Origin of the sequence: Bombella favorum (assembly GCF_014048475.1) — a bacterium.
Lineage (GTDB): Bacteria > Pseudomonadota > Alphaproteobacteria > Acetobacterales > Acetobacteraceae > Bombella > Bombella favorum.
In genome coordinates this window covers 13,392-39,336 of sequence record NZ_NWUS01000005.1, presented here as the reverse complement: position 1 = coordinate 39,336, position 25,945 = coordinate 13,392, and the positions used below count along the sequence as shown (strand labels likewise).

The 25,945-nt window shown below is 57.0% G+C and carries 20 protein-coding genes and 1 pseudogene; 16 read left to right on the top strand and 5 right to left on the bottom strand.

The features are described from left to right. Nucleotide 1: 1 nt before the first annotated feature. The 15 genes and pseudogenes from CPA57_RS08805 to trpS all read left to right on the top strand — a co-directional run bounded on the left by CPA57_RS08805 (nt 2) and on the right by trpS (nt 17,449). Nucleotides 2–829, top strand: a complete 828-nt coding sequence (locus CPA57_RS08805; protein ID WP_182082434.1) for an inositol monophosphatase family protein — start codon at nt 2–4, stop codon at nt 827–829. Nucleotides 830–927: 98 nt separating this feature from the next. Beyond that, nucleotides 928–1,653, top strand: coding sequence for an OmpA family protein (locus CPA57_RS08800; protein WP_182082433.1), 726 nt, complete (start codon nt 928–930; stop codon nt 1,651–1,653). Next, nucleotides 1,650–3,299: a MotA/TolQ/ExbB proton channel family protein gene (locus tag CPA57_RS08795; RefSeq protein ID WP_182082432.1), complete on the top strand. Its 1,650-nt coding sequence runs from the start codon at nt 1,650–1,652 to the stop codon at nt 3,297–3,299. The genes CPA57_RS08800 and CPA57_RS08795 overlap by 4 nt, the downstream gene beginning before the upstream one ends. Nucleotides 3,300–3,301: 2 nt before the next feature. Further along, nucleotides 3,302–4,270, top strand: a complete 969-nt coding sequence (locus CPA57_RS08790) for a peptidoglycan -binding protein (protein WP_182082431.1) — start codon at nt 3,302–3,304, stop codon at nt 4,268–4,270. Between the two features lie 75 nt (nt 4,271–4,345). Continuing rightward, the gene (gene lepA, locus CPA57_RS08785; protein WP_077397211.1) at nt 4,346–6,148 is read left to right on the top strand and encodes a translation elongation factor 4; all 1,803 of its coding nucleotides are present in this window, start codon (nt 4,346–4,348) and stop codon (nt 6,146–6,148) included. Nucleotides 6,149–6,151: 3 nt separating this feature from the next. Next, on the top strand, nt 6,152–7,549 hold the full coding sequence (locus CPA57_RS08780) for a glycosyltransferase family 2 protein (RefSeq protein ID WP_182082430.1): 1,398 nt from the start codon (nt 6,152–6,154) through the stop codon (nt 7,547–7,549). 15 nt (nt 7,550–7,564) lie between these two features. Beyond that, on the top strand, nt 7,565–8,911 hold the full coding sequence (locus tag CPA57_RS08775) for an NCS2 family permease (RefSeq protein ID WP_182082429.1): 1,347 nt from the start codon (nt 7,565–7,567) through the stop codon (nt 8,909–8,911). A 187-nt stretch (nt 8,912–9,098) separates the two neighbouring features. Beyond that, nucleotides 9,099–9,344: pseudogene (locus CPA57_RS08770) on the top strand (exodeoxyribonuclease VII small subunit); the annotation flags it as partial. A gap of 170 nt (nt 9,345–9,514) precedes the next feature. Next, nucleotides 9,515–10,423, top strand: coding sequence for a polyprenyl synthetase family protein (locus CPA57_RS08765; protein ID WP_182082428.1), 909 nt, complete (start codon nt 9,515–9,517; stop codon nt 10,421–10,423). A 6-nt stretch (nt 10,424–10,429) separates the two neighbouring features. Next, nucleotides 10,430–12,388 (top strand): 1-deoxy-D-xylulose-5-phosphate synthase, encoded by a 1,959-nt coding sequence (gene dxs, locus CPA57_RS08760; protein WP_182082427.1) that lies wholly within the window; start codon nt 10,430–10,432, stop codon nt 12,386–12,388. Beyond that, nucleotides 12,388–13,140 carry a TlyA family RNA methyltransferase gene (locus CPA57_RS08755; protein ID WP_182082426.1) on the top strand — a complete coding sequence of 251 codons (753 nt, stop codon included), beginning with the start codon at nt 12,388–12,390 and terminating at the stop codon, nt 13,138–13,140. The genes dxs and CPA57_RS08755 overlap by 1 nt, the downstream gene beginning before the upstream one ends. A gap of 76 nt (nt 13,141–13,216) precedes the next feature. Next, nucleotides 13,217–14,428 (top strand): 23S rRNA (adenine(2503)-C(2))-methyltransferase RlmN, encoded by a 1,212-nt coding sequence (gene rlmN, locus CPA57_RS08750; protein WP_407647577.1) that lies wholly within the window; start codon nt 13,217–13,219, stop codon nt 14,426–14,428. A gap of 110 nt (nt 14,429–14,538) precedes the next feature. Continuing rightward, the gene (locus CPA57_RS08745) at nt 14,539–15,771 is read left to right on the top strand and encodes an argininosuccinate synthase (RefSeq protein WP_077397218.1); all 1,233 of its coding nucleotides are present in this window, start codon (nt 14,539–14,541) and stop codon (nt 15,769–15,771) included. Between the two features lie 92 nt (nt 15,772–15,863). Then, nucleotides 15,864–16,358, top strand: coding sequence for an FKBP-type peptidyl-prolyl cis-trans isomerase (locus tag CPA57_RS08740; RefSeq protein WP_407647578.1), 495 nt, complete (start codon nt 15,864–15,866; stop codon nt 16,356–16,358). A 101-nt stretch (nt 16,359–16,459) separates the two neighbouring features. After that, the gene (trpS, locus tag CPA57_RS08735; RefSeq protein WP_077397237.1) at nt 16,460–17,449 is read left to right on the top strand and encodes a tryptophan--tRNA ligase; all 990 of its coding nucleotides are present in this window, start codon (nt 16,460–16,462) and stop codon (nt 17,447–17,449) included. 64 nt (nt 17,450–17,513) lie between these two features. On the opposite strand, the gene lpxB is transcribed toward trpS, so the two are convergent. The 5 genes from lpxB to rpmI form a co-directional block, all read right to left on the bottom strand. Further along, on the bottom strand, nt 17,514–18,728 hold the full coding sequence (lpxB, locus tag CPA57_RS08730; protein WP_182082423.1) for a lipid-A-disaccharide synthase: 1,215 nt from the start codon (nt 18,726–18,728) through the stop codon (nt 17,514–17,516). A 37-nt stretch (nt 18,729–18,765) separates the two neighbouring features. Next, the gene (pheT, locus tag CPA57_RS08725) at nt 18,766–21,234 is read right to left on the bottom strand and encodes a phenylalanine--tRNA ligase subunit beta (protein ID WP_182082422.1); all 2,469 of its coding nucleotides are present in this window, start codon (nt 21,232–21,234) and stop codon (nt 18,766–18,768) included. A 1-nt stretch (nt 21,235) separates the two neighbouring features. Further along, nucleotides 21,236–22,306: a phenylalanine--tRNA ligase subunit alpha gene (gene pheS, locus CPA57_RS08720; RefSeq protein ID WP_182082446.1), complete on the bottom strand. Its 1,071-nt coding sequence runs from the start codon at nt 22,304–22,306 to the stop codon at nt 21,236–21,238. A gap of 201 nt (nt 22,307–22,507) precedes the next feature. After that, entirely contained in the window at nt 22,508–22,861 is a 354-nt protein-coding gene (gene rplT / locus CPA57_RS08715) for a 50S ribosomal protein L20 (RefSeq protein WP_043557924.1), read from the bottom strand. 17 nt (nt 22,862–22,878) lie between these two features. After that, the gene (gene rpmI, locus CPA57_RS08710) at nt 22,879–23,082 is read right to left on the bottom strand and encodes a 50S ribosomal protein L35 (RefSeq protein WP_182082421.1); all 204 of its coding nucleotides are present in this window, start codon (nt 23,080–23,082) and stop codon (nt 22,879–22,881) included. Between the two features lie 384 nt (nt 23,083–23,466). On the opposite strand from rpmI, the gene CPA57_RS08705 reads away from it, so the two are divergent. Continuing rightward, the gene (locus CPA57_RS08705; protein ID WP_182082420.1) at nt 23,467–25,914 is read left to right on the top strand and encodes a membrane-bound PQQ-dependent dehydrogenase, glucose/quinate/shikimate family; all 2,448 of its coding nucleotides are present in this window, start codon (nt 23,467–23,469) and stop codon (nt 25,912–25,914) included. The last annotated feature ends 31 nt before the right edge of the window (nt 25,915–25,945 follow it).

Genomic DNA, 25,945 nt, shown 5'->3' with positions numbered 1-25,945 from the left:
CATGCGTCTTTCTCCCCATATGGCCGTCATGCAGAACACAGCGCAAAAAGCGGCGCGCTCTCTCCTGCGTGACTTTGCCGAGGTTGAACAACTTCAGGTCAGCATCAAAGGTCCGGGAGACTTTGTCTCCCAGGCCGACATGCGGGCCGAGAAGACCATCCGTGAAGAGCTGGCCCGTGCCCGCCCTGGCTATGCCTTCCTGATGGAAGAAAGCGGTGCCTCTGGCGGTGACAATTGGACATGGCGCTGGATTGTCGACCCGCTGGATGGAACCTCCAACTTCCTCCATGGTATCCCGCTCTGGGCTATTTCCATCGCCCTCCAGCGGCGCCATCCAAACGGGGATGTCGAGCTCGTGGCTGCCGTCGTCTATAATCCGGCCTCCCATGAAATGTTCTGGGCAGAAAAAGGCATCGGTGCCTTCCTCAATGACCGGCGCATCCGTGTTTCTGCACGGCGCAAGCTCTCAGAATCCATGTTCGCCACAGGGATTCCTTTTGCCAAGGTTCCCGCAAAACATCGCCTGCCTTTCGGGCGTGTTCTGAGCAGCCTTATGCCCAAAGTGGCTGGCATCCGCCGTTGCGGTGCTGCCTCATTGGACCTCGCCTGGCTGGCAGCTGGACGCTATGAAGGCTACTGGGAACTGGGGCTGAAGCCGTGGGATTGCGCTGCTGGCCTGCTGCTCGTGCGTGAAGCTGGTGGCCATGCCACAGATGATCAGGGCCGTGACCTGGGCGATCTTGATGATGAAGTGAATGTGGTTGCTGGTAACCAGCATTTCCATGCGCCCCTGCGGGAGCTGGTCCACAACGCCCTCACACAGGACTAAGCCCTCACACCACCATGAGAGGGTTATGGGGCCGTATTCCACAGCATGATATTGCCATAATGATTGCAGGATACGGCTCCTCCGCATAGGATAACGGCATGAAAAAACGGCAGGCTTCCCTCTCCCCTCTACTTTTCACGCCTTTTCTGGCAGGTCTTCTGTACGCTCCGGCTGTGCAGGCGCAGGTTTCCACCAATCTAGATGCCTTGCCCAAGGCGGCCCCAGCCCAGCGGCCCCAACAGACTGTCCGGCATACGAGCCAGCCAGCCCCCACCCATCATGATTCAACGCCACCGCTTCCGCCGGTGCCATCAGGCTATACACAAGTACCGGCTATTTCAGCCGGGGCTCCTAAGCCGACCGTCATAACGCCGCCGCCCTTTCCGGTTGTTCTACACCCCCCTGTTCCTGCAGCAGATGTACAACCCGCCAAGGACAGCCACAGCCGAGCTGAAGCACAGCAGTCGGATTCTCTTCGTATTCTGTTCGATACAAACAGCACCGGCATGAATGCCACCACTATTGATGCTATCCGCCATTACGCAGAAGCCATGGCACCGAAGGTAAATACCCGCCTCATCCTCCGCAGCTATGCGACGACACCAGGCAGCGACATTTCCGCCCCCCGTCGCATCTCCCTGTCCCGTGCGTTGGCCGTGCGCAGCCTGCTGATACAAGGCGGCATTGCCACGACACGCATCTATCCCATCGCCCAAGGGCGGCCAGATAGTACCGACACAGCACCAGCGGACAGGCTAGACATCCTCCCCGAAGCCAACCCTGCCCCTTCAGAGAGCCCTGAGAAAGGAAACACGATACCATGACACGCCCAACCCGCTATCTCGTCCGTATCATTGTTTTCCTACTGATCATTCTGGGATTGGCCTTTGCCCTGCAGAATGTGTTGATCCATGCCTTTATGGTAAATCCGGGGCTAGATGGCGTCATCGTCGCAATTCTGCTGCTTGGTATTCTCTGGAATCTCCATCTAACCCTCCGACTCTTTCCGGAAGTTCGTTGGGTCAACATCCTTCGTCAGCCACGGGCTGGGCTGAAGGTACCAGAGCCACCCCGCCTTCTCTCCCCTATGGCTCGTGTTTTGCGGGCACGGCGTGACCAGAATCCGAAGTTGACCCTCTCCACACAGACCACACGGGCTATGCTGGAAAGCTTGGAAGCCCGCATGGATGAGGGGCGGGAAATTTCCCGCTACATCACGCAGCTTCTGGTATTTCTTGGGCTACTAGGGACATTTTACGGGCTGATCCTGACCGTGCGTTCCGTTGCGGATGTTATCGGTGCCATGCCTTCTGGCGGTGCAGATATTTCCACCATGTTCGACCATATCAAAACGGGGCTGATCAAACCACTTGCTGGGATGTCCACGGCCTTTTCTGCCTCCATGTTCGGTCTGGCCGGGTCGCTCATCCTTGGCTTCCTCGACCTGACTTCGGGGCAGGCGCAGAACCGCTTTGCCAATGAGATTGAGGAATGGCTGGCCGACCAGACCTTCCTTGACGCTCCCACCGCAGAAGCAGACAATAAGGCCTCTCATGATTCTGCCCGCGCAGCAGAAAATAAAGCCGCCAACATAGAGGCGTGGCTTCCACGGGTGCAGGACTTCATGCGCCTTACGACAGAAAATGTGGCGCTGCTCCAGCAAAACATCACCATTCTGCGCCGCATCATGGAAGGTAATAAAGGAACTGATGAAAAGATCATCCTTACTCTGAACACCCTCAATGAGAGCCTGCACAAGCTCCAGACTGACAGTGCACTCAGCCGCGGGCAAACTGCCATTCTCAACAAGCTGACCGATGTAGAAGGAATCCTCCGCCAGTCTGCACAACAGGCCCCCGCCCCGTCTTACCATGAGGGACAAGTCTCCCTTATTGACCGGTTGACCCGGATCAGCGAAAGCCTCCTTCACCACCGAGAAGCACCTACGGAGACCATCCGCACGGGCCAGGCCGCTATCCTTGAAAAGCTAACGGAAATCAACGCTGGCATCCAGAACAGACAGGAAGCACCACCCCATCAGCAAGATGAAGCTATCCGCACGGGTCAGATCGCTATCCTTGAGAAGCTAACGGAAATCAACGCTGGCATCCAGAACAGACAGGAAGCACCACCTCATCAGCAAGATGAAGCTATCCGCACGGGTCAGATCGCTATCCTTGAGAAGCTGACGGAAATCAACGCTGGCCTCCAGAGCAGACAAGAAGCCGCTCCTACGCTGGACCTCTCCCCGATCCAGAATGCCCTCCAGCAGATTGCAGAAGGGAATCAGGCAACATTAGAAACCATGAAAACCCTGAGCAGCACCATCAGCCAGCGTCAGTTTGAAGACCCAGCCGTGACCCAGCTGCTGCAGGACATGGAAAGGCAGCTTCTTGGTCTGCGCACCGACATCGTCACGCTTGCGGGAGATGAGAAGGCCTCTTTCCTTTCCCGGCATGAGGAGGGCTAATCATGGCCCGCCGCCGTCACCGCTCCGGCTCGATCAACGCATGGCCAGGTTATGTGGATGCGCTCTCCTCCCTGTTGATGGTGGTCACGTTCGTGCTGCTAGTCTTCGTACTAGGGCAGGAATTTCTTTCTGCGGCTATTAACCAGAGAGAACATGCCCTGGCGGACCTAAAGCAGGAACTGACCCACCTCAGTGACATGCTCTCCCTCAGCGAGGCGAAGGTTAAAACGCTGAGCAATGCCGAACAGGAACAGCGCAACATGGTTGCCTCGCTAAAAAGCCAGCTGGACGAGCGACAGCATCAGCTGGAAGAAGCGCAAAACCATGCAAAGGACGTCGAGGGGGCGCAGCTTGGCAACATTGCTGATCTCTCCTCGCAGATCAGCGAACTAACCCGTCAGCTTCAGGCTATTTCCAGCGCTTTGGAAATTGAAAAAAAGAATGAGGCGGACAAGGATGCCCGCATCGCCGAGCTGGGGCAGAAGCTCAACATCGCTCTGGCAGACAAGGTCAGTCAGCTCCAGCGTTATCGTTCTGAATTCTTTGGTAGACTACGGGATATCCTGAAAAATCAGCCAGGGATTTCCATCGTGGGCGACCGGTTTGTCTTCCAGTCCGAGATCCTTTTCCCCAGTGGCAGTGCCACCCTCACACCCACGGGCCAAAAGCGGCTTCTTACGCTGGCCCGTACATTCCGTGAGGTCGCTGCTACTATTCCGGCTGATGTCCCGTGGATTCTTCGTGTTGATGGTCATGCAGATAAACAGCCCATCCGCTCCGCATTCCCCAGCAACTGGGAACTCTCATCCGCCCGTGCCATCACGGTCGTCAAAACGCTGATTGTCAACGGGGTGAACCCACACCACATTGCGGCCACGGCCTTCTCCGGCTATCAGCCGCTAGACAATGGCTCCAGCCCCGAAGCTCTGGCCCGCAACCGTCGGATCGAGTTCCGCCTGACAGACCGCTAACACTACCATTCGTGGTGGGGGGCTCCGCCACTCCACCTACTGACAGAACCTTCAGAATCACTTAATTAGGGCGTCATGACCGACACACCGCTTCACCTCATCCGCAATTTTTCCATCATTGCCCATATCGACCACGGTAAATCCACCTTGGCGGACCGGCTGATTGAAGCCTGCGGCGCCCTGACTGCCCGTGAAATGAAAGGGCAGGTTCTTGATTCCATGGAGCTGGAGCAGGAACGTGGCATCACCATCAAGGCTCAAACCGTCCGGCTGACCTACCCGGCCAAGGATGGCAACGTCTATACGCTCAACCTTATGGACACACCCGGCCATGTGGACTTCGCCTATGAGGTCAGCCGTTCTTTGGCGGCCTGCGAAGGGTCACTGCTGGTTGTGGATGCCTCACAGGGGGTCGAGGCGCAGACACTGGCCAACGTCTATCAGGCGATTGATGCCAATCATGAGATCGTCCCCGTTCTCAATAAAATCGACCTTCCGGCTGCCGAGCCGGAGCGTGTCCGCGCCCAGATCGAAGAAGTGGTCGGCATCCCGGCGGATGACGCTGTGGAGATTAGTGCCAAGACGGGCCTGAACATTGAGGGCGTGCTGGAAGCCCTCGTCCAGCGTCTACCCGCCCCCAAGGGTGATGCCGAAGCTCCCCTGCAAGGTCTGCTGGTGGACAGCTGGTACGACAGCTATCTCGGCGTCATCATCCTTGTCCGCATCAAGGAAGGCCGCCTGAAGCGGGGCGACAAGATCCGTATGATGCAGACCGGGGCAACCTATCATGTCGATCAGGTCGGTGTGTTCTTGCCCAAGATGCAGCCTGTCGAGTCCCTAGGGCCGGGTGAGATGGGCTATATCAATGCCGCCATCAAAACCGTGGCGGATTGTAATGTCGGTGATACCATCACGCTGGACAACCGCCCGGCGGAAAAAGCCCTCCCCGGCTTCAAACCCTCCGTGCCGGTGGTCTGGTGTGGTCTTTTCCCGGTTGATGCGGATGACTTCGACAAGCTGCGGACCAGCCTTGGCAAGCTGCGGCTGAATGATGCATCCTTCCACTTCGAGGCCGAAACTTCTGCAGCGCTTGGCTTCGGTTTCCGTTGCGGGTTCCTCGGGTTGCTGCATCTGGAGATCATCCAAGAACGACTCTCTCGTGAGTTCAATCTGGACCTCATCGCTACAGCCCCTTCCGTCGTCTATAAAATGCACATGAATAACGGCGATGTAGAAGAGCTGCACAACCCGGCAGACATGCCAGAAATTAGCAAGATCGACTATATCGAAGAGCCGTGGATCAAGGCCTCCATCCTCGTGCGGGATGAATATCTAGGGTCTGTCCTCACCCTCTGCACCGAACGCCGTGGCGTGCAGATCGACCTGACCTATGTTGGCGACCGGGCCATGGTCGTCTATCGCCTACCACTTAATGAAGTCGTGTTCGATTTCTATGACCGTCTGAAGTCCCTCACCCGGGGGTATGCCTCCTTTGAGTATCAGATGGATGGCTACGAAGAGAGCGATCTGGTCCGCATCTCCATTCTCGTGAATCACGAGCCGGTAGATGCCCTGTCCTTCATCGCTCATCGTACCGTGGCCGAAACACGCGGGCGGGCCATCTGTGCCAAACTAAAGGACCTTATCCCCCGTCAGCTCTTCAAGATCGCCATTCAGGCTTCCATCGGTTCCAAGGTCATTGCCCGTGAGACACTCGGGGCACTCTCCAAGGATGTGACGGCCAAGTGCTATGGTGGTGACATTTCCCGTAAGCGCAAGCTGTTGGAAAAGCAGAAGGAGGGTAAAAAACGTATGCGGCAGTTCGGCAAGGTCGAAATCCCGCAGAGTGCCTTCCTTGCTGCCCTGAAGATGGACTGACCCATGCTTCGGACCGCTGCCCTGCTCTGTATCCATAATGAGGCCAACAGGCTTGGTTGGTGGATCGCCCACCACGTGGCGGCGGGCTTTTCTGCCCTGCTTATCTGTGACGATCACTCCACAGATGGCAGTCAGGAGATTTTGACACAGGCAGCCCGCAATTACGACATCCGTCTGCTGGCTACAGACCAGCGGGAGACGGACCGCCTGCAACGCCATCAGAACGCCCTGACAAAGATGCTCCGGCAGGAAGGTGGCCATTTTGACTGGGTCATTCAGCTAGCCGTTGATGAATATTTCCTCCCAGAAGGCGGCTCCGTATCGGCCTTTTTTACCGAGACAGAAGCTCGATTGGGAGCGAAAACCTTCCAGCAGATCACGCATTTCCCCATCAACTGGTGCCTAACAGGGCTGGGTAAACGGACGAACCAGCTATTTGATGGGCAAATGCCCCATCCAAGAGCCCTTTTCCAGACCCATGCCTCCGAGGCCTTCCCAGATAGCCGGGTAACACGGTCTTTCTTCCGTCCTGCTCACCAACGGCAAGGACTACCAGACCCCTTTGCCTATGTTCAGAACACACCGGACTGGTCCACGGCCCGCATCCTGCATGACGCTGCCGCCAGCAGCCCCACACCGCAAATGCGCCGTTACTACGACCGCAATGACCAATATTACAATAAGGGGCAGGCTCTCCTACCGAAAACACTAGATATCAGTGCCCATATCCTACAGGGGCTGATCCTCGGTGCCTGTTACGCCATACAGAATGGACAGTCCGCCCCGGCCCATCCAGAAGGGCCACTCCCTGAAACGGCCCGCCGGTTTAAACGATTCCATCTACACCGTGGCGAGCAGAAACTCGTCATGGATAGTCATAACCGTACAATCAGCTTCCAGCCCATTGAGGAGCTGCGTGATGGTGATGAGTTTGTACCTCTCTGCCTCATCAGGCCGGAAGATCTCTCTCCCCAGACAGAACATCTTGCCTGGCTCTATACAGAGCAGCCTATCGCTGCGCCTTACCTGCCAGCAACCACACCTACATTCACCTATTTCCCAACCCTGCTGGACTGCCTACCGGTCCGCCTTCAGCAGGAGGATAATGGTGCTGTCAGGCTATCCCTCTACCCAACAGGACTATCCCTACCGGATGATGAGCCTGTAGTCCTCATCCATACGGAAAATGCGCTCCCCTCCGGGCCCGACCCGGTGGAAAAGGCTCTCCAATTCTTCACGATTTATGGTTTCTCGGCGGCTGGACTGCATGAAGCCATACGGCAAAGCCGGTGGCTCTCTCCATCAATCATCGGGGCGCTCTATGCCCAACTGCCTAAACAAGAGGCCCAAACCCTCTTCTCGCCCCTACTTTATCGGCTTTTCCATGACTGGAAGCGCTAGACCACTCCCTACCCTATGAGACATGACGCTGTGATCCGATCCCGCCTCGACCGCTTCTTCCAGATCACCCAGCGCCATTCGACAATCCCGCGTGAGGTCAGTGCCGGGCTGACTATTTTTGGATCAATGGCCTATATCATGGCCGTCAACCCGGCTGTCCTTGCGGGGGCCGGTCTCATACGCCATGACATGGTGATAACCACCATTGCCGGGGCCATCGCTGGAACCCTCCTCATGGCGCTCTGGGTACGGCTTCCCATTGCTCTCGCCCCCGCTATGAGTAGTAACGTCCTGTTCGCTCAAGTCATTGTCCAGCAAGCCCATGTCTCACCCGCTACGGCCTTTACAGTCGTTCTTTTCAGCGGATTGTGCTTCACGCTGCTCCCCCTCACCCGGCTTCGCCTAAAGATCATACAAAGCTTTCCACCCTGCATCATATTGGGCATTCAGGTGGCCATCGGTGCTTTTATTGCCCGCATTGGCCTCATCTCCGCTGGAATCGCCGTTCCATCCACTAATGGGCTGGGTTTCGCCTCCCTGTCCCAACCTTCCGTCATCCTTGCTCTAGCAGGCGTGATGCTCTGCCTCCTACTTCAGCTCCTCCGTATTCCTGCTGGACTGCTCATCACCATCATGCTCCTGACCGTGGCCGGACTTTTTATTCCCGGTTCGGACGGCCAGCCCTTAACCCAGCTCCCCGCTCATCTGATGGACTGGCCCCATTATCCCATCCACATGCTGGCACCTTTCAACTTCAAAGAGTTCTTCCATCATCTCGGCCTGCTTCTGCCCATCACACTCTATATACTGCTAAGCGACTTTTTTGATGCTACAGGCACGATGCTGACAGTCACCCGACAGGCTGGACTTTGCGGAACCAAAGAACGTCCTGATCTCGACCCCCGAGCCTTTACCGCCGATGGTGTCGCCAGCGTCCTTGGCGCACTACTGGGGACCTGTACCGTCTCCGCCTATCTAGAAAGCCTAACTGGGGCCGAAGCTGGTGGCCGTACGGGTCTCAGTGCCCTTGTAGTCGCCTTATTATTTGCCATCTCTTGCATCTTCTGGCCTCTAATCACCGCCATTCCTGCATTGGCAACAGCCCCGGTGCTGATTTTTGTCGGGATTATCATGCTCAGCAACCTGACAGAACTCTCCAACACACTAGAAGACGCCTTTCCCCCTCTCTGCATGCTTCTGCTAACGGTCGTCACAGGTAATTTCATGCTCGCTCTCGCTTGCAGCATGCTGCTTTATACGGCTATTCTACTTGTCAGACGGGCCTTTTGTAAGGTAACACCTATTATAATAGGTCTTGATATCACTTTTCTCTGTTACATGATTTTGCAGGGACAGCTTTAAAGCAGCAGGACAACAAACATCCTGACATTCCTTGAAGGAAATCATTACAATGGGGTTGCCCATGCCTCTGAAAAGTATCACGGCATTCCATGATGTTTCCGAACAAATAGGATGAGGGCTGGAAAAAATCTCTTTATCCCTGTAATGCCCTGTAAGTTTCATGATCTGAACCCCGGCTGGATAGTTCATGCCCGACCCTATGACGACACAGACAACACCGCTGCACCAGCTTTCTTTTGAAAATGCCTTGGCCGAGCTTGAACAGATCGTCCGGGGGCTGGAAAGTGGCCAGATGAAGCTGGAAGATGCCATCTCTGCCTACGAGCGTGGTGCCGCCCTGCGCCGCCATTGTGAAGCACGACTGGGGGAAGCAGAAATGCGTGTGAAAGCCATCGTCCAAAAAGCAGATGGCTCACTCTCCGAGGAGGAGCTTAACACTCCAGCGGATCAGCCGATCCCGGCACGCCGTAAAAGAGCCCCCACCCGGACTACGCAGAGGCCACAGGATGATGCCCCTTCCGCCCCGATCTGGGATGATAACATTCCATTCTGATGATACCTGATACACAGCCATCCCCGACCACCACCAAGGAGACCCCTTCCATGACCGACAGCCACGCCCTCCCTCTCAAGGATGCCCTACGTCAGGCCTGTCGTGACATTGAAGCCAGTATTGACGCTCTCCTGCCGCCCGTGCCGGGGGATGAATCCTTGCTGATTGAGGCCATGCGCTATGCAGCCCTAAATGGTGGCAAGCGTCTGCGTGGGTTCCTCGTGCTGGAAATCGCCGCCCTGTTTGGTGCCCCCCGTGAGGCTGCCCTCCGTGTGGCCGCATCCGTTGAGTTTCTCCACGCCTATTCTCTCGTCCATGATGACCTCCCCGCCATGGATGATGATGACCTCCGCCGAGGCCAGCCCTCCACACATAAGAAATTCAACGAGGCTTTTGCCATTCTTGCTGGCGATGCCCTCCAGACCAGCGCCTTTGAAGTGCTACTGGAAGATGCCACCAGCAAAGACCCTGCCATCCGGGCTGATCTAGCTCTGGCACTGGCCCGTGCTTCTGGTAGTGCAGGCATGGTCGGCGGGCAGGTCATTGATATCCGTGGCGAGGGCAAGGCCCTTCCGCTGGAGAAGGTTCAGCGTCTGCACGCCATGAAGACCGGCGCCTTAATCCGTTACGCCGCAGAAGCCGGGGCTATTCTGGCTGGGCTCAAGGCTGATGACCCACGCCGTAAGGCCATCGTCCGCTATGGTACAGACCTCGGCACGGCTTTCCAGGTAGCCGATGATATTTTGGACACCACAGCCAGCACCGAGGAACTGGGCAAGACAGCAGGCAAGGATGAAGACGCTTGCAAGTCTAACTATGTCTCTCTGCTAGGTATCGAGGGCGCCCGAAAAGAGGCGCAGCGTCTAAGCGAGCAGGCCCGTCAATCCCTTTCTTCATTCGGCCCGCAAGCAGAGACACTCCGTGCCCTCGCTGATTATTTCGTTGAACGCAGGAACTGATTGTTCATGAGCACGTCTTCCTCTATCCCTACTCTGGGTCGTTATCCTCTTCTGGATCGGGTAAGCGTACCGGCGGACATGAAAAACCTGTCCATCGAGCAGCTCACCACCCTAGCAGAAGAGCTCCGTTCGGAGACCATCAATGCCGTCTCGACAACGGGCGGGCATCTCGGTGCCTCCCTTGGCGTTGTCGAGCTGACAGTGGCTCTTCATGCGGTATTCAACACACCGGATGACCGGGTAATCTGGGATGTAGGTCATCAGGCCTACCCCCATAAAATTCTAACCGGTCGCCGTGAGCAAATCCGCACGCTGCGCCAGCCCGGTGGTCTTTCCGGCTTTACACGCCGTTCCGAAAGCCCCTACGACCCCTTCGGTGCTGCACACTCCTCCACGTCCATCTCTGCCGGGCTGGGTATGGCTGTGGCGCATCACCTCTATGCGGAAGATCATCCCTCCTATCGGGAACGAAACGTCATTTCCGTCATTGGGGATGGGTCCATCTCCGCTGGTATGGCCTATGAAGCCATGAACAACGCCGGCGCCATGGGCGGCAAAGGGGCTGAACGCCTCATCGTCATCCTGAATGACAATGAGATGTCTATTGCGCCACCCGTTGGGGCTATGTCCAATTACCTCAGCCGCCTGATGACCTCCCGCCGCTTCCTGACCCTGCGGGACATGGCTGGCAAGCTGGCCAAGCGGCTTCCCTCCCGCATTGAGCGCACCGCCAAGCGGGCTGAGGAATATGCCCGTGGTATGATTACCGGCGGCACACTGTTTGAGGAGCTTGGCTTCTATTACATCGGCCCCGTAGATGGGCACGACATGAACCAGCTTGTCCCCATCCTACGCAATCTCCGGGATGCTGAGGATAAGGGGCCTGTCCTGCTGCATGTCATCACCGAGAAAGGCCGAGGCTATAAGCCTGCCGAATCCGCTGGTGATAAATACCACGCCGTCGCCCGCTTTGATGTGGAAACCGGTAAGCAGCAAAAAGCTCCCGCTGGCCCGCCCACCTATACGGATGTTTTCTCCCGTGAGCTGCTCCACCGGGCTAACCAGGACGATAAAGTCGTTGCCATTACTGCGGCCATGCCTTCTGGCACCGGGCTGGACAGAATGGCCCAGCAGCATCCGGACCGTTACTTCGATGTCGGCATTGCCGAACAGCACGCCGTAACTTTTGCTGCCGGTATCGCCAGCGAGGGGATGCGCCCGTTCTGCGCCATCTATTCCACATTCCTCCAGCGGGCCTACGATCAGGTCATGCATGATGTAGCCCTCCAGAATCTGCCTGTTCGCTTCGCTGTGGACCGTGCCGGGCTGGTCGGTGCTGATGGGGCGACCCATGCCGGGTCTTTCGACCTCAACTATCTCTGCTGCCTACCGAACATGACCGTCATGGCTCCGTCTGATGAGCTGGAACTGCTCCATATGACAGCCACGGCATGGGCCCATGACAGCGGGCCGATCGCCCTGCGCTATCCCCGTGGGGCTGGCCTTGGCCTAACCCTCCCCGAAGAAGGCGAGATTCTGGAAATCGGCAAGGGTCGTATCGTGCGTGCCTCCGAAGGGGAAGGCGTGGCCATCCTCGCCCTTGGCCCCCGTCTGCAGGAGGCCCTAAAAGCCGCTGAGACGCTGGAGAAACACGGTATCGCCGTTACGGTGGCCGATGCCCGCTTTGCCAAGCCCGTTGATGAGGCACTGATCGAACAGCTAGCCCGCCAGCACAAGGTCTTCATCACTATTGAAGATGGCGCACCGGGTGGGTTCAGCACGCAAGTCGTGCAGCATTTGGCTCATACCGGTCTGCTGGATCAGGTTCGTTTCCGTCCGATGGCCCTGCCTGATACATGGATCGACCATAACACACCTGCCGCCCAGTATGAGGAAGCTGGCCTGACAGCGCATCATATTGCCGACCTGGCCCGCAAAGCTCTTGATGGAAAGGCCGGGGCCTGATGGCCAAACGTCGTGCGGATCAGCTCCTTGTAGAAAGGGGGCTGGTCGAAACACGCAGCCGGGCACAAGCCCTCATCATGGCCGGGCTGGTCTATGCTGGCCCGCATGGTGACAAGCCTGTTAAAAAAGCAGGCGATCAGCTCGCCGAGGACATGCCCCTGACCTTGAAAGGGCAGGATCACCCTTGGGTCTCCCGTGGTGGGCTGAAGCTAGCTCATGCGCTGGAGCATTTCCCTCTTTCTGCTGAGGGCAAAATCGCCGTGGATGTCGGGGCCTCAACGGGAGGTTTTACCGATGTGCTACTCCAGAACGGGGCCGCCACAGTCTATGCTGTAGATGTCGGGCATGGTCAGCTCGCATGGAAAATCCGTTCTGATGAACGGGTGATCGTGCTAGAAAAAACCAATGCCCGCCATCTGAATACCGAGCATGTACCAGAGGCCCCGGATATTGTCGTCTGCGATGCTAGCTTCATTAGCCTCAAAACCGTTCTAGCCCCTGCCCTCAGCATGGCAAAGGATGGCGCATGGGCCGTAGCCCTCATCAAGCCGCAATTCGAAGCGGGCCGAGCCGACATCGGCCCCAAAGGCGTTGTGCGAGACCCCGCCGTGCATGAGCGTGTCTGCGAGGAAATCCGAAACTGGTTTGCCGCCCTCCCCGGCTGGACCATCCTAGGCCTTGTCCCCAGCCCGATCACCGGGCCGGAAGGCAATAAAGAATTCCTCATTGCCGCCCGTAAAGGCGCACTCTAGGTCATTCTTTTCCATCCCATCACTTTTCTGACCCGTAAACGGGTTCCCGTGCTATAGCCGCCCCATGACACATCCGATGCCCTCTTCTTCCCCTGTTTCCTCCGATGCCGTAAATGCCCTCAATGAAAGCGAGCGCAAACGCATTGAGGCTAAATCCGCCCTTTTTGCTCCGCCTACGCCTGTTACGGAAGACGGGCGGCGGGAACTGGTCGGCCTATCCCGGGAAGAACTGGCCGAGGTCCTGACCGAGATCGGCGAGAAGCCCTTCCGAGCCAAGCAACTTTGGCACTGGATTTACCATCAGGGCGTGACGGATTTTTCCCGCATGTCCACCATCGCCAAGCCATTACAAGCCAAGCTGGAGCAGCACTTCATCGTTGGCCGCCCCAGCCTGACGACACAGCAGACATCTAAAGACGATACCCGCAAATTCTTGTTCCGCTTCCGTGACGGGCAGGAAGCCGAAACCGTCTATATTCCGGACCGGCGCGAAGACCGGGGAGCTGTCTGTATTTCCTCGCAGGTAGGCTGCACATTATCCTGCACCTTCTGCCATACCGGCACGCAGAAACTCGTCCGTAATCTGGGTGCTGCCGAGATTGTCGGACAGTTCATGGCCGCACGGGACAGCTATGGTGAGTGGCCCAGCCCCAAGGGAGACACCCCCCGCCTGCTCTCCACCATCGTCCTGATGGGCATGGGGGAGCCACTCTATAATTACGAGAATGTCGCCAAAGCCATGAAAATCATCATGGATGGCGAAGGTATCGCCCTCTCCCGCCGTCGCATCACGCTTTCTACCTCGGGTGTCGTGCCTATGATGGACCGCTGCGGGGACGAGCTGGGCATCAATCTGGCTATTTCCCTCCATGCTGTCCGCAATGACCTGCGGGACCAGCTGGTCCCCCTGAACAGGAAATACCCGATTGAAGAGCTGATGGCCGCCTGTCATCGTTATCCGGCTGCTTCCAATTCCCGCCGCATCACTTTTGAATACATCATGATCAAAGATGTGAATGACAGTGATGCCGAGGCGAGAGAGTTGGTTCGGTTGATCCGTGGTCTGCCTGCCAAGGTCAATCTCATTCCCTTCAACCCGTGGCCGGGATCGGACTTCCGCCCCTCCACACGGGAACGTCTGGCTAGTTTTGCCCAGATCATCATGGATGCCGGGTATGCTGCCCCCATCCGTATGCCTCGTGGTAAGGACATCCTCGCCGCCTGTGGGCAGCTCAAGACCCAGAGCGAGCGGAAGCGGCAAGCAGAATCACGCAATAAGGGGGCGTAAACCTTCCCTTACAGGGCGGGCCTCTGGCCCAATGGTCTGACAACTGTTACAAGACCATAATAACTTAACGATATCTGGTTCTGTCTTTCAGCAGAGGATACATAGCGACCATGAGCAAAGCCTCAGGCATCAAAAAAGTCGTTCTAGCCTATTCCGGTGGGTTGGATACATCCGTCATTCTCCGCTGGCTTCAGGAGCATTACGGCTGTGAAGTTGTGACCTTCACGGCTGACCTCGGCCAGGGTGAAGAGCTGGAGCCCGCACGCCGCAAGGCTGAATCCCTTGGCGTGAAGGAAATCTTTGTCGAAGACCTGCGGGAAACCTTCGTCAAGGATTACGTCTTCCCGATGTTCCGGGCCAACACGGTTTATGAAGGTCAGTACCTACTGGGTACCTCCATCGCACGGCCGCTGATCTCCAAGCGTCAGATTGAGATTGCCGAGGCTGTCGGGGCTGATGCCGTGGCACATGGTGCAACAGGTAAGGGGAACGATCAGGTTCGCTTCGAGCTGTCCTATTACGCCCTGAAGCCGGATGTGAAGGTCATCGCCCCATGGCGTGAATGGGATCTGACATCCCGCACCAAGCTGCTGGACTTTGCCGAGAAGAACCAGATTCCCGTCACTAAGGACAAGCGCGGCGAAGCCCCCTTCTCCGTGGATGCCAACCTGCTGCATTCTTCTTCCGAGGGGAAGATTCTGGAGGATCCCTCCCTTCCGCCGGATGAGATCGTCTTCCAGCGCACCATCTCCCCCGAAGCTGCGCCGGATAAAGCTACCGAAATCACCATCGACTTCAAGCATGGCGACCCGGTGGCTATTAATGGTGAAGCTCTCTCCCCGGCTACTCTGCTCGCTCGCCTCAACGAGCTGGGCAAGGCCAACGGTATTGGCCGTCTCGACATCGTGGAGAACCGCTTTGTCGGCATGAAGTCCCGTGGGATTTACGAAACACCGGGCGGGACCATCCTGCTTCAGGCTCACCGCTCCATGGAATCCATTACGCTGGACCGTGAAGCTGCCCATCTTAAAGACAGCATCATGCCCCGCTATGCAGAGCTGATCTATAACGGCCTGTGGTTCTCCCCGGAACGCCACATGCTGCAGGCACTGATCGACAGCAGCCAGCAGCATGTGAATGGTCGTGTCCGCCTGAAGCTCTATAAGGGTAATGTCATCTGCGTGGGCCGTGAAAGCCCCGACAGCCTGTACGATGCCCGTGTCGTGACCTTTGAGGATGACGAAGGTGCCTATAATCAGGTCGATGCTCAGGGCTTCATCCGCCTGAACGCCCTGCGCCTGCGACTGGGTGCCAATAAAGGACGCCGCGGCGGCACACCCTGATCCCGCGTCCTTATCCCCTGCTGGGCTGTAACAGCCCGGCAGGTCTGTCTCTTCTCTCCCGTTTGCAAAGAGGCGTCTCCATGTCCCATTGTCTGCGTTCTCTCTTCCGTTATCTGCCTGCCTGTGCGCTGGCTGGTCTGCTCGGCATGACTGCCTGCTCCGGCGGCCCCAAACCGGACCTGACACCCCAGCAATTCATGGATCAGGTCTATAAACGACCAGGAGTGCAGAAACTTCCGGATGGCCTCGCCTATAAGGTGCTGAAATCTGGCCCCAAGGATGCACCGCATCCACAAAAGGGTGCTACTATGATGGTCATTTATGAAGGCCGCCTGCCGGATGGTGGCATCTTTGACTCATCCGAGATGCACACTGGTGCCGCCTATATGGAGATGCCTCTGGATGGTGTCATCGAAGGTTGGATGGAAGGACTTCCCATGATGCGTGTCGGCGACACGTGGGAACTCTACGTCCCGCCCCAGCTGGGATACGGCAAGCGGGCCATGGGGATCATCCCCCCCAACAGCCCGTTGATCTTTAAGATTCAGCTTCTGGGTGTCGAGGATGACAACTCTTTGCAGCAATAAGGCTGTGCCCCTTCTCTGACTAGCCCTACATGCAGGGCCTCTGCCGCCCCCCACTCCCGAGCGGGCGGCATCTCTCTATCCTCTTCCGCAGGACAATGTTCATGCAGCGCGTTTTTTCTGGCATCCAGCCAACAGGTATCCCTCATCTTGGCAACTATCTTGGGGCAATCCGCAACTGGGTTACCCTGCAGAAAGACCATGACTGCCTGTTTTGCCTTGTGGACATGCACTCCCTGACCATGCCGTGGTCCCCCGAGGCCCTGCGTGAACAAACCCTTGCTTCCACCGCCTGTCTTCTGGCCTCTGGCATCGACCCGACACGCCTCTACAACCAGTCTGCCGTGAGTGCTCATGCTCGCCTTGGCTGGATTTTCAACTGTGTGTCCCGTCTGGGCTGGTTGAACCGTATGACGCAGTTCAAAGACAAAGCTGGTAAAAACCGAGAAAACCATTCTGCGGGGCTCTATGTCTATCCCAATCTAATGGCTGCGGACATTCTAGCCTTTCACGCCACACGGGTTCCTGTCGGGGACGACCAGCGGCAGCATCTTGAGCTAGCCAATGACATCGCCCAGAAGTTCAACCATGATATGGGTGTTGAGTTCTTCCCGCTCATCGAGCCACTCATCCCGCCTCATGCCGCCCGTGTGATGAGCCTACGAGATGGCAGCAAGAAAATGTCCAAGTCTGATCCATCTGCCCAGAGCCGCATCATTCTGAATGATACAGCGGATGAAATCGCCCAGAAAATCCGCAAGGCCCGTACGGATGCTGAGCCCCTCCCCAGTGAAGAAGCTGGACTGGAAGGCCGCCCGGAGGCCCGCAACCTGCTGACCATCTACGCCGCTATGTCCAACAAGACGCTGGCCGACGTGTTGACCCAGTTTGCTGGACAAGGTTTCGGTACCTTCAAGCAGGCTCTGGCTGATCTGCTGGTTGAGACGCTGGCTCCCGTCGCTGATGAGACCCGCCGCCTGATGGATGACAAGGCCCACCTTATGCAGGTCCTGCGACAGGGTGCCGAACGTGCCCGTGCTGTCTCTGAACCCATCGTCAGCGAAGCAGAAAAGCTGGTTGGTTTCCTTCGCTAAGGCGATAACCTTCTCCTCACAAAAAAGGCCTGCCCCCATAGGAGCAGGCCTTTTTTCATGAAGCCTATATTTCCGAGAATGGCGTTTCCATAAGGTCCAACACTTGCTTTGCTGCTGACATGGCTGGCAGCTCACCATCCGGGGCCTCCAGCATAGCTAAGATATCCCCAAAAGCTTCTCGCTGAGCCTGACGTTTCGTCTCATCCGTTAGAAGGGATGTTATTTCATCAGCAAGCTTCTGAGGGTTGCAATCATGCTGCACCAGTTCTGGAACAACTTCCCGCCCTGCCAGAATATTGATCATAGAAATATAAGGCAGCCGTAGAAACAGCCGCCCAAGCAAAGCCGATATTGGGTTCACCTTGTACGTCACCGCCATAGGGACGCCCCCAATGGCCAACTCCAGAATGGATGTACCCGATTTTGTCAGCGCACAATCCGCCGCACGAATGGCATCATGTTTGTCTTCCGTGTCTGTCAGGATAGACGGGTGAACAGCCCAATGCCGTACCATCTTCCGGACCAATGGAGCCATACCGGAGGTCGCCGGAATGACCGGCTGAAGATCGGGAAACCGCTTATGAAGGATAGTCAGCGTCTTCTCAAACACCGGCAGAAGCTGGGGAACTTCTGATGAGCGACTGCCCGGCATGAGGATCAAAATGGGGCTGCTCGGCCGAAGGTCATGCCGTTTGAAGAAGCGTAAGGCCTTACCATGTGCCACACCCGACTGTAGAATAGGATGCCCGACAAACCGGCCTTCTGGCAGGCCTCGTTCTGCAAACCATTTTTCTTCGAAAGGGAAAAGGCAAAGCAGTCGGTGCCATAACCCTCGGTACCCTTTGACCCGGCCCTCCCGCCATGCCCAGACCTGCGGAGCCACATAATGCAGCCGCCGGACATTCAACTTACGGATACGCTTTAACAGCCGAAACGAGAAGCCCGGACTATCAATAGTAATGACAATATCCGGGCGGCGCAGTTCGATATCCTGTTCCGCTTCCAGAAGCCTCTGGGACAGCAGACGCAAACGGGGCAGAACCTCCATGAAACCCATGACCGTGAGGTCTTCCATCGGGAAAAGGCTCCGCAAACCTCGAGCTTCCATCCGCCCGCCCCCGACACCGGCAAAAACCAATGTCGGGTCGATGCGGTGCAGGGCCTGCATGAGACGGGCACCGATACTGTCCCCGCTTGGTTCCCCTGCGAGAATCCAGATCACCCGACCATGCTGGTGAAGGGGAACCTCACCTTCGACAGGAGCGCCCACATCCACCATGACATCATTCCCTTCGTTGCACCGCCACCATCTGGGATCAACGGCGGAGCGTTGCCCCCGTGGCCTTCTGCACAGAACTTTCCACCGCTGCCATCAAGGCGTCAAGCTGTGCGTCTGTCAGGCTATCCTTCTGCGGCTGGAGAGTGACCTCCACACCGAGGGACCGATGCCCAACCGGGACGGAGCCACCTTCAAAGATATCGAAAAGACGCACATCCGTGATCAGCTTACGGTCCGCCATCCGAACAGCCTTTAGAACATCCTGAATCTGGACGTTTCCATCGGCAAGGAAGGCAAAGTCACGCCGCACAGGCTGAAGAGCCGAAAGAGCCGGGGCTGCTTTACGCTTTACCTTGGGCAGCGGAACCTTATCCAGCGTTACCTCAAAAAGTGCTACCGTACCACCAAGCCCGAAATGACGGGCCACACGGGGATGCAATTCCCCAAAGCTACCTAGCACAAGCTTAGGCCCCTGCCGCACGACGCCAGACCGACCCGGATGGTAATAGCCCGGGGCATCCTGCGTGCTACTCAGGGACGCTTCCGCAACCCCAAGTGCGGTAAGAACCGCCATCAGATCAGCCTTAGCATCCATCCAAGAGGGTTCCGTAGCGGACTGGCCGGGGGCACGGGCACTCACACCGCCACGCACACCCGCCAACACCAGACGGTTACCCTGCTGCCCGAAACAGGGCCCCAGCTCGAAGAAAGAGGCATCACCAGCAAAACCCTGCCCGTGGGCCAGATTCCGCCCCAATGCTCGCAGCAAGTTAATGATTGACGTCGGGCGAAGCTGATTCAAATCCGTGGCAATCGGATTCAACAGACGGTCATCTTCCCGCCCTTCTTCAAACAAGGCAGCATCTTGGTCGGAGACAAAGGAGAAGCCTACAGTCTCCATCAGGCCACGCCCAGCACACAGACGGCGCAGAAGGGATGCTCTGGCCTGCTGCGCCGTCACGGCGGGAGCGGGTACCATATGCGTCTGGGGCAGCGAGAGGGCCGGAACCTCATCCAGACCACGGATACGCAGAACTTCCTCGACCAGATCGGCCTCGGCCTCCATACTCTCAACGCTTGCCGCAGCCTGTGCAGCAACGGCGGCATCCAGCGTTTCAGACTGCGCCAGACCATGTCCGGCCGCTACATCATTCCGCCACGACGGCACAGAGAAAACGGCCTTCTCTGCCGTGCGGTCCTGAACCTCAAAACCCAAAGCCTCCAGAATATCCACGGTCTTATCCGCTTCAATTTCCAGTCCACCCAGTGTGGCCAGACGCCCGAAACGCAAGCTGGCCGTTCTCTGCCATGCTGGTTCTGCGCCTGCCTCAGTCACTTCACTCGGCGTGCCACCACATAGCTCCACAATCAGGGCTGTAGCGGCTTCCAAACCAGAGCGCACAAGAGCTGGGTCTACCCCACGCTCGAAGCGATAGCGGGCATCAGTCTGCACACCAAGACGACGCCCTGTCAGGGCGATACGCACGGGGTCGAACAAGGCGGATTCCACAAAGACATCAACTGTCTCATTCGTGACCGCACTGGCCTCCCCGCCGATGATGCCTGCCAGAGACTGCACACCAGCATCATCCACAATAACGAGATCATCCTTCCCCAGAATGAGCTCCTGCCCATCCAAAGCCCGGAAATGCTCGCCCATGCCGGATGTCAGGGACAATCTGCCACCTGTCAGGCGGGATGCATCGAACACATGCAGGGGGCGACCAATATTCATCATTAGATAATTGGTTACATCCACCAAAGCCGACTGCGGCCGCAGCCCCACACTCTCCAGACGCCGTTGTAGCCAAGCAGGGCTAGGACCGTTCTTCACACCACGGATCAGCCGCCCAGTCACATAGGAACAAGCCGGATGGTCTAGCTCCCAGTGGATCGGACAATCACCCTGCCCTTCCACCGTTTTCGTCAGCCAAGGTTTCAGGGTGCCTAGACCAGCCGCTGCGAGGTCACGGGCAATCCCTCGGACGCTCAACGCATCGCCACGGTTAGGGGTAATAGCAATCTCGATGACCGGATCATCCAGCTTGGCATAGCGGACATAATCCTCACCCAACGGAGCACCATCAGGCAGCTCCGCAATGCCACTGGTTTCTTCGCCGATTCCCAGTTCCCGCAGGGAACAGAGCATCCCGTTACTGGTCTGACCACGGATTTTCCCCGGCTTGATCGTCATATCGCTACCGGGAATGTAGGTACCCGGTGGGGCGAAAATGACATGCAACCCCGTGCGGGCATTCGGCGCACCACAAACGACCTGCACTTCTTCAAAGCCTTTACCCGCAGACACACGGCAAAGCTGGAGACGGTCGGCATCCGGATGGCGGGAAGCCTCCAGAATTTTCGCTGTACGGAACCCGGCCAGACGTTCAGTCGGGTCATCCACATTTTCGACCTCCAGGCCGATGCGGTTTAATGTCGCGCAGATATCATCCAAAGACGCCGTGGTATCGAGGTGATCCCGCAGCCATGAGAGTGAAAATTTCATGTTAGAAACCCTCCGTCAGCGTTGCCGGGGACAGTGATGAAAAACCATAGTGACGCAGCCAGCGCAGGTCACTCTCATAGAAGGACCGCAGGTCCGTAATACCGTTCTTCAGCATGGCCAGACGTTCGATCCCCATACCAAACGCAAAGCCCTGCCATTCTGCCGGGTCCAGCCCGCAATTGCTCAGCACCCGGGCATGAACCATTCCAGCCCCCAGCACTTCTAACCAATCGGCCCCACCGCCGATCACACCTGTCTCCCGTGACCAGCCGATATCAATTTCCATGGATGGCTCGGTAAAGGGAAAATAAGAGGCACGGAAACGGACAGGCAGATCAGGCTGATTAAAGAAAGCCCTTAGGAACTCTGTCAGGCAACCTTTCAGATGGCCCAACGTGATGCCTTTCTCGATGACCAGCCCTTCGCACTGATGGAACATCGGGGAATGGGTAGCATCGTGATCGGCCCGGTAGGTCCGGCCGGGTGCGATAATGCGAATCGGTGGCTTTTCGCCCAGCATAGTCCGGATCTGCACCCCGGATGTCTGTGTCCGCAGCACACGCATTTCTTCACTCTCCCCGGTGGCGGGAAGGTAAAACGTGTCTTGCTCTGTCCGAGCTGGGTGATGTTCCGGCGTGTTCAGGGCGGAAAAATTATGCCACTGGCTTTCAACATCCGGGCCTTCGGCTACATGGAAATCCATGGCCCCGAAAATAGTCGTAATTTCCTCAATCGTCCGGCTAACAGGATGGATGAGGCCAACCGGTGCAGTAGCCGGCGGCTGGGTAACATCCACCGTTTCCTCCGCCAGACGTTGCTGGAGAGCCAACTCCTCGATTTCTTTACCACGCTGTTCGATCAGCCCAGTAAGCTCATCCCGCAGGCGGTTGAGGGCCTGCCCCCGTTCTTTCCGCTCCTCATGAGGGAATGAGCCAAGCTGCCGGAGCAGGCCGGTCAATTTACCGGAACGCCCCAACGTCCCTACACGGACTGCATCCCACTCACTATGAGTTCTGGCCTCCTTTAGGGCCGCCAGTGTCTCATCCTTCAGCGTTTCGAGGTCATTGGCCATAGCCTGTCTTCCATCATCTCGTGAGCCTGTTTCAGAAACACCTCCCGCCCCCGTTTCGCCCCGAGGGGCCGGATGTTGAGATGTTTCTGAAGCAGCCTCAAAGAAAAACGGGCTGCTCCGTTGCCAGAACAGCCCGCCATTCATCAGTCCCATCCCTCATGGCTCCCTTAAAAGCAGACCATGAGGAATCGGGGGATCCTCTTACAGGGCTGCCTGAGCCTTGCGTACGATCTCAGCAAAAGCTGCGGCATCATCATAGGCGATGGCAGCAAGAACCTTACGATCGATCTCGATCCCAGCCTTATTCAGCCCGTTGATGAAACGGCTGTAGGTCAGGCCATGCTCACGCACGGCAGCGCTGATGCGCTGGATCCACAGAGAGCGGAAGTCACGCTTCTTGTTGCGGCGGTCGCGATAGGCATAACGCAGTGCCTTCTCGACACGCTCGAGAGCGATGCGATAGTTTGTAGAAGAACGCCCGCGATAGCCTTTGGCCAGATCAAGGACCTTCTTGTGACGAGCGTGAGTGGTCGTACCCCGTTTAACACGTGCCATGGTTTTTCAAATCTCCCTTATGACAGCCCGTAGGGCGCCCACTGCTTGACGGTACGTGCATCCATGTCCGTCATCACCTGCGGACCACGGTTGCTGCGCTTCATCTTCTGCGGACGGTTGATCAGGCCATGGCGTTTGTTACCGGGACCACAGGTCACCTTACCGGTTGCGGTGATCTTGAACCGCTTCTTGACCGAAGACTTCGTCTTCAACTTGGGCATTTTCATCTCCTTAGTTCTGAAGTTTCCCTTTTCCTGATGGAAAACGAAAACCGCACGGCCGGGCATGCCACATCATATGGCCCGGGCGCGTGCACGACCTAAGGGCGGTTATAGGGATAACGGGGTGTGGCCTCAAGCAAAAAGCACATCAGACCGCATGTTTTTTCCACAGCATCCTATTAACCTTCAGAAAGGATTTATCACATGGCTGTGAATATGATGTTAGAGGCACTGACCTAGTCCGAATTATTATTCGCAAATGCTTGACCCATAGCCCCTTCCTTGTGCTTTAAGAGCGGGAGATCATCATCCGTGGCGGAACAATCCTGCCAGGGAAGCACTATCCACGTGAATGATCGAGTTTAACAACACTGAGGCTTATCCATGTCCTCCACTTCCCGTACGGGGGGAATCTGGGTCTCGCTGGTTGCCATCCTTATGGCGATCGTCGGCCTACTGCTGGTTGCCGGTGGTATCTATTCCATCAGCGAAGGCGGTCCCTTCTATTATCTCATCAGCGGGCTGGGCACGCTGCTTAGCGCGTTTTTCGTTCATAAACGGAAGCCGATCGGTCTTGCCGTCTATGCCGTTGTTCTTCTGGGCACACTCATCTGGGCTCTTTGCGTCGTAGGCCTAGACCTCTGGGGCCTCGTGCCTCGGCTGGATGTGGTCATCGTCATTGGCTTTGTGCTTCTGCTGCCCTTTATCCGCCGTCCGCTCGCTGCAAACCTGCTGGCTACGCTCCCTCTGGGGGTTGGTGTTGTCCTCAGTGCTCTGGCACTGGTGATCTCCATTTTCATGGACCCGTATGACATCAACGGTTCCCTGCCTGCAGAACAGGTAAACGCCAGCCCGGCCAATCCGGAAAATGTGCCGGATAATGACTGGCCATCTTACGCCCGTACGCAGGATGGTAACCACTGGTCCCCTCTGGCACAGATCAATAGCCAGAACGTCAACAAGCTGAAGGTTGCTTGGGTACTGCGGACTGGCGACCTGCCGGACCCATCCCGCGACCCAGGTGAGGCCACCAACGAAGCCACACCGCTTGAGTTCGATAACACGCTCTATTTCTGCTCCCTGCATCAGAAGGTCTTTGCCGTTGATGCTCTGACGGGGAAGACGAAATGGGTGTTCGACCCTAAGGTTAACGTTAATCCGGGCTTCCAGCATCTGACCTGCCGTGGCGTCAGTGCCCACACGATGCCCGCCAATGCTGTGGATAGCAGCGGCCAGCCTGTCACCACGACGGATTGCGCCAAGCGCATTATCGCCATGGTCAATGATGGCCGTATGGTCGAGATTGATGCGCAGACGGGTAAAGTCTGTCAGGGCTTCGGTGATAATGGTCAGGTGGACCTGCGCTTCTCCCATCAGCCTTACACAACGGTTGGTGAGTATGCGCCGACATCACCGCCGGTCGTTACGGACAAGCTGATCATCGTTAATAGTGCGGTGAAGGATAACGGTTCCGTTCATCAGCCTTCCGGGGCGACACGGGCCTATGACGTCTACACAGGCAAACTTGTCTGGGTGTTTGACGCAGCAAATCCCGATCCGAACGAGATGCCGAGCGAAGAGCATCCCCATTTTCACCCCAACTCTCCGAACTCCTGGTCTGTCTCGTCTTACGACAAGAACCTGAACATGGTGTACATCCCTATGGGTGTTGGTACGCCTGACCAATGGGGTGGCTACCGCGACAAGGATGCCGAGCGTTATCCGCCGGGTATCATTGCGCTAAACGCCGATACGGGTAAGCTCGTCTGGTTCTACCAGACCGTTCATCATGACCTGTGGGATATGGACGTTTCCGCCCAGCCTAATCTGGTGGACGTCACCCAGAAGGATGGCAGCCTAGTACCGGCCATCTACATCCCGACAAAGAGTGGTGATATCTTCGTTCTGGACCGTCGCACGGGTAAGCCGATTGTTCCAGCACCGGAGGTACCGGTACCAGGTGGTGCGGCTACGGGTGACCATACAAGCCCAACACAGCCTCACTCCCAGCTGACCATGCGTCCGGATGCACCGCTGTCCGATCGGGATATCTGGGGTGCTACCATCCTCGACCAGATGGTGTGCAGCGTGTACTTCCACAGCCTGCGTTATGAGGGGCCTTTTACGCCACCTTCCACACAGGGTACGCTGGTCTTCCCTGGGGACCTCGGCATGTTTGAATGGGGTGGCCTTGCGGTTGATCCTCGCCGTGAAGTGGCCTTTACCAACCCCATCTCCATTCCGTTCGTTTCCACACTGGTCCCCCGTGGGCCGGGCAACCCCCGTTGGCCGGATGCAAACAGCAAGGGCGGAAGCGGTGGCGAGACAGGGCTCCAGCCGAATTACGGCATCCCTTACGCCATCAACCTTCATCCGTTCCTAGACCCGCTGTTTGCCAAGATCGGTCTCTTCTTACCGTGCCGCACGCCACCGTGGGGTGCTGTTGCTGGAGTCGACCTGCGGACTAACAAGGTCATCTGGCGGCATCGTAACGGAACCCTGCGGGACTCCCTGCATGGCTCCATCCTGCCGATCCAGATGCCACCCATCAAGATCGGCGTGCCAAGCCTTGGTGGACCGCTGGCCACAGCTGGCAATGTTGCGTTCCTGACGTCTACGCAGGATTATTATATCCGTGCTTATGACATCACGACAGGCAAGGTCATCTGGCAGGACCGCCTCCCCGCTGGGGCACAGTCCTCCCCCATGACCTACAGCATCAATGGTCGCCAATACATCGTGACCTATGCTGGGGGACATGGTTCCTTCATGAGCAAGATGGGTGATTACCTGATCGCCTATGCTCTGCCCGAGAAGGACGAGAAAAAGTGATAGCCTAAAAAGGCTTATCGCAAAGTAAAAG